Here is a 5,750-nt window from a genome sequence, read left to right as displayed (position 1 = left end):
GATATTCTGCAGCTTTTGGTGAAAAGCTTCATTAGGCAGCTCCTTACCGCAATTGATTAATATTACAAACTTGTCGTTTTCCCGGCTGAAAAGGTTGCAGGAGAAGGACTGCCTGACAATTTCCTCAGCGATGTTGGCAATGGAGAAGCGGAATACCCATAATTCATTTTTAGCATTGGCATTTAGAAAGTCCTGGTAGTTGTCAATTTTCAGAACAGCCATGCAAATTGGCTGGTCTGTAAGATAGGTAAGGTTGAGTGACTCCAAGACATGCAGTGTGCTGTTAATTGGCTCAGTGCGATTCCCTGTGATCAGGCTGTTCAGGAAAGACTCTTTATAGCTTTGGGCATTCTTTTTCTTTAACGCATTTAATTTTTGATTGTTCTGATGCAAAGATTCAAATACCGTCAGTATATGTTGAAACTCAGTTGGTACCTGGAGTTTTACATCAGAATCGCCATATGCCTGATCTTCCAGTAAGTGGGTTACTTTCTGTATCGGTGTATTCAGTCTTTTGGCAAAGAATAAACACAGGAGGATGCAGAACAGGAATACAGATATCATAATAGCGGAACTGATCAGCACAGCTGAAATAATATCTTTGAAAATGATACTGGAGGGAACCAGGCTGATCAGGTACCAGTCATTCACATTATCACGGGTAAAAGAATAAAAGTAGCGGGTTTTATCAATAGTAAAAAAACCGTTGCCGTAACGTTTCGAGTCTGCAAATTTTCCCTTAAAGGATGAGAATGTGTCGGCATTTTCCAGAAGCTTTGGGGTTAGTACAGAACTTAAAACGGTCATGTCCGAGTCCATAACAATAAAATCCATAGGGGTTCCCTCTTTATATCCGTTCATGGAATGGATGGCATCTGTCAGAGAAGAAGCATAAGTATTAATGATAATGGCATTTTTTCGTCCGTCCTTGCCGGTGTAGGAATCATAGTAGACATAGGACAAAATTTCTGCATTCTGGGTTTTTTCATTAATCCTTCTTGGAATCGGGTGTTTATCATAAGCGGCTATAAATTCCGGGTCAGTTACTAATTTTACACAATCGGAATCCCCAAACTCACTGCTGCCGGACTGACTGCCGTTTTTAGAGGAGAAAAATAAATCCAGCTGAGCATTATAGAGATAGATGCTTTCCACATAAGGCAGCACAACCAGTTGATTGTCCAATACGCGGCTTGCCAGAATCGGTGTAGTGGAAGAGCGGTTATTCATATAGAGAAAGGAAATAATATCGTTATTATTAATAAGCGAACGGGTGACACGCTGTATATTGTCATTGAGCTGCTCTACAGTATAATTTGTCTGGGATACCAGATTCTGGTTGAAACCGGAAGTCAGCTTCAATGAGGTTTTTCCATAATTAATGGAAAGAAAAGAGGAAAGCAGAATTGTAATAATTACAGATACTGCCAGTAAGTAAAGGAGCGTGCTGTTAAAAAAGCTCCTGCTTTTTTGAGAGTCTGTATGTAGTTTTTTGAGTTTGAATGCTTTCATTTTATTTCTTCCACCTTTGTCTTTTGATATAACCATTATAATAAAAATAAGAAAAGTTTCAATAGAGGATTGGGGAAAGTGATAGTATTCATAGAAAAAATTAAAATTCAGAGAGGTATCATTCTTAGAAATACGTGAATTTGTAAAGAGTCATCGTTGTGAATTCCTGGAAATTAACGCATAATGGGAAAAAATAAATGAAGGAGAAAAAGAATGAATGAAAAATTTACTTATTCCCTGCGCATCGGTATTTGTCCGGATTTTTACGCAGAAGATAAGTTTCATGATTTATTAAAGTTTTGTAAAGCGGCACAAATTGACGATGTACAGTTTTTTTTGAATATGGAAGAAGTTAACCAGGGGCATTTATCAATGGAGCAGACAAAAGAATGGCTTCAAATGATAGCTGACTTTAAGCCCGAACTGGAAAAACAGGGAGTCAGCGTTTCCTTAAATCCCTGGACGACAGTTCTCCATGCAGACAGAGGTAGAACCTTGTCAGAAGATCAGAAATTCACTACTATGGCTGATTACAACGGCAGGAAAGCTGAGGCAGTAGCCTGTCCCATGGATCAGGAATTTCAGGACTATATCAAAGCAATATTTGGTTTGTATGCAGAACTTCAATTTGCTGTAATATGGATTGAAGATGACTTTCGTCTGCACAACCATCCCCCGCTGGAATGGGGAGGATGCTTTTGTGAACTCCATAAGAGGGAGTTTGCCAAACGTATTGGAAAAGAAGTAGATATGGAAAGTTTTCTGGCGGGCATTTTGCGCCGGGGCGATCCACATCCTTACCGCAAAATATGGCTGGAAACCGCAAGAGATACCATGTGTGGATTTGCAGCGCTTCTGGGTGATGCAGTCCATAAGATTTCCCCCTATACCAGGGTGGGCCTTATGAGTTCGGGTCCGGAGGTGCATTGCGTGGAGGGACGCGACTGGAACGGTATTTTTACCGGATTATCAGGCAACACATTGCCTTTGAACCGTCCCCATCTGCCGGCATATGCAGAAGCTTCTCCACGCCAGTATGCACTGGATTACCAGAAGACTACCAAACTGAGCGCAGCCATGACAAAAGGACAGGCACAGCTTTGGCCGGAGTTGGATAATTTTCCTCATACGACATTTTCAAAGTCACACCGGTTTACACGTCTGGAAATAGAAAGTGCGCTGGCTGTGGGGGCAGACGGAATTACCATGAATCTCTTCGACATGTTGGGCAATGGCATAAATGGGGAACAAAAATATGAGGAACTGCTGAGTAAGGCAAAACCATATTTAAATGGTGTCACAAAACTCCAATTAAAAGGCAGTGAAGAACGGGGGATATGTGTAATGTTCAGCAGTAATTCCTCCTATACCATACATACAGACGGAACCGGGAGTTTATCTGCCATACAGCCCTGGGAGACATTTTGGGCGGAGTACCTTTCTGCATTCGGCATAGCAAACCGTTACTGCGATGACTGCTCTATAAAGGGAGAAATGATAGCGGTCAGTGGACAGTATCTCCGGAATTTAGAACCCGGTGAAGTTATCAGAATGTTCTCTGACAATGTCCTCCTGCTGGAAGGAGAAGCTGTGGAAACCCTGGTGGATATGGGACTGGGATATCTGCTTGGGATTACCTCCTGTGAATGGTATCCGGCGAATACAGGCAGGCACAGCTATGAACAGGTGGTTACAGAACAACGTTTCCAGAACCTGCCCCATGCCAGAATTTCGGCACAGACGATGGGAGAAACGGGAGATTATCTGAAGATAGAATATACAGGAGAGTCTCATCAAACGGTATCTGTGCTAAAAGCGCCGGATGGATCAGCAGCAGGAGCGGGGGTTGTCTATATAACGGACCGTGCCGTGATCCTGCCTTACGGACATATGCGCGACCGGCATAATTTTTTATTAAACCCGGTCAGACAGGAAATCCTGAGAACCCTCATCTTATCTATGAAGGGAGTACGCCGGCCGGTGATCATAGAGAATTGTCCCTATGTAACCGTTAACCATTTTACCCGGGAGCAGCAGCAGGTGCTGTTACTGTCCAACTATGCAACAGATGATTTCGAAAACGTAAAATTAGATCTTCCATTTCCGGTACAGGATGTATTAGAAATTTCCAGAGAAGATGGAACACTGGTTTCGCTGGAGTTTGAAAAAAGGCAAGGCGGTATACGGTTACCTGTTATGCTGGAGCATATGACAACCCGTTGTATCGTGTTAGAATCATGAAATCTGCTGTTATCCCTATAAGTGTTCATTTTCAGAGATATAAAAAACCTAAAACAGGAAGAAAACGAAGGTTTTCGGAATTATCTTTGTTGAAAAAAAGAGGTATTAAAGGCATAATAGGGAACAGATTAAGGAGGGAAATTTAAAATGAAGAAAATGAGTAATCGCAAGAAAGGTAAAAGCCAAACAGTAAACGGGCAGCGTCACTGGAAACGATCGGTTAAAAAACAAATGCCATTTTATTTAATGATGGCACCGGGGCTTTTCATGATCACGTTAATTTTTTATCTGCCTATGCCGGGAGTAATTTTGGCTTTTAAAAATTATAAACCGACGGATGGGATCTTTGGCAGTGAATTTATTAATCCTTTATTTAAGAACTTTGAGTTTTTCTTTAAATCCGACACAGCCAGAATTGTGACGATGAATACGATTCTGTACAATATAATAGAAGCAGTTCTGGTTACGGTAGTTGCGGTAGCACTTGCTATACTATTAAATGAAGTGAAAAATAAATATGTATCCGCTGCTTATAAGGGAGCCATATTAATTCCCACTTTTTTATCCTGGATCGTAATCCAGTATATATTATTTAGTTTTCTAAGTGTAGACAGAGGAATTATCAACAATGTCCTGGGAAAGTTCGGGATAGAAGGGATTCAATGGTACAGCGAGCCGTCTAAGTGGAGAGCGATTATGCCGCTGGCTTATCTCTGGAAAAATGTCGGTTACTACTCTGTGCTGTATGTTGCTGCAATTGCAGGAATCAATACAGACTATTATGAAGCTGCACAGTTAGATGGTGCCACGAAATGGCAGCAGATCAAGTTTATTACCCTGCCTCTGATCCGTACAACGATGATCGTTCTGTCGCTGCTCTGGGTAGGAAAGCTGTTTAACGGCGGACTTGGAGACTGGAATGCATTCTATACCCTGCCGAATGATGCAGGTGCACTATATCCGGCAACAGATGTCATAGATACTTACGTTTTCCGATCCCTGAAAAAAATTAATGATTACGGAATGTCGGCGGCAGTGGGACTTTATCAGTCAACGGTTGGATTTGCTCTGGTTTTGATTTCTAATAAAATCATTAAGAAAATCGACCCGGACAGCGCATTATTTTAATGGAAGGAGAACCTATGAAAAAGAATAGAACTGTAAGTGTTTTTAAGGTAGGCATTCATACGATTTTTTTATGCCTTAGTTTAATCTGTGTCGTGCCGCTGCTTTTGGTTGTGGGAATTTCATTTACCGGGGAGACATCTCTTATGGTGGATGGTTATCATTTTATTCCCAAAGTGTTCAGCACAGATTCTTACCGCTATGTGTTCAGCGGTGCGGCATCTGTGGCACAGGCATATGTTGTAACAATTGTGGTCACGGTAATGGGTACTGCACTGCATCTTCTCATCACCGCTATGCTGGCATATGCGCTGACGAGAGAAGAAGTGACCTGGAGAGAAAAGATATCACTATTTGTTTACATACCGGTCTTGTTCAATGGCGGCCTGGTGCCCCAGTATATGTTAATGACCAGATACCTGCATTTGAAAAATACCATATGGGTATTGATATTAATCAATCTGGTATCGGCTGTAAATGTCCTGATTATGAAAAACTTTTTCAAATCAATTCCCAATTCACTCATTGAATCTGCTAGAATTGATGGTTCAGGAGAGTTTCGGACATTTTTCAAGATTGTACTGCCGCTGTCCACGCCGTCCCTGGCAACCATTGGTTTATTTGTATCAATTGCATATTGGAACGACTGGATGACCTGTTCCTTGTATATTGAAACACCAAAATTATATACCTTGCAGTATCTGCTGCAGTCATTAATGAATAACATCGGGTATCTGCAATCCAATGCCCAGGCTTCCCGTTCCATTGAACAGGCACTTGGGGTACTGCCAAGCGAAGGTGCGAGAATGGCAACCTGCGTTCTGGCGATCGGACCAATTATATTATTGTATCCGCTGCTCCAGAAATATTTT

At 41.7% G+C, this 5,750-nt stretch carries 4 protein-coding genes; 3 read left to right on the top strand and 1 reads right to left on the bottom strand.

Going from position 1 to position 5,750, the window contains the following annotated elements; translation table 11 throughout:
- The coding region (locus tag ACH2DQ_RS23335; protein WP_395028542.1) for a hypothetical protein at positions 1-1,512 on the bottom strand (1,512 nt) is incomplete at its 3' end.
- Between the two features lie 213 nt (positions 1,513-1,725).
- On the opposite strand from ACH2DQ_RS23335, the gene ACH2DQ_RS23330 reads away from it, so the two are divergent.
- The 3 genes from ACH2DQ_RS23330 to ACH2DQ_RS23320 all read left to right on the top strand — a co-directional run.
- Complete coding sequence (locus tag ACH2DQ_RS23330) at positions 1,726-3,753, top strand: hypothetical protein (protein ID WP_394911912.1); 2,028 nt, start codon at positions 1,726-1,728, stop codon at positions 3,751-3,753.
- A gap of 147 nt (positions 3,754-3,900) precedes the next feature.
- Positions 3,901-4,881, top strand: a complete 981-nt coding sequence (locus tag ACH2DQ_RS23325; protein ID WP_394911911.1) for an ABC transporter permease — start codon at positions 3,901-3,903, stop codon at positions 4,879-4,881.
- 14 nt (positions 4,882-4,895) lie between these two features.
- Positions 4,896-5,750 (top strand): carbohydrate ABC transporter permease (locus ACH2DQ_RS23320; protein WP_395028541.1); only part of this gene is annotated, 855 nt, incomplete at its 3' end.

Source organism: Robinsoniella sp. (assembly GCF_034124845.1).
Note: the sequence above shows the minus strand (reverse complement) of the source record. Positions and strands in the feature narration are given on the sequence as shown.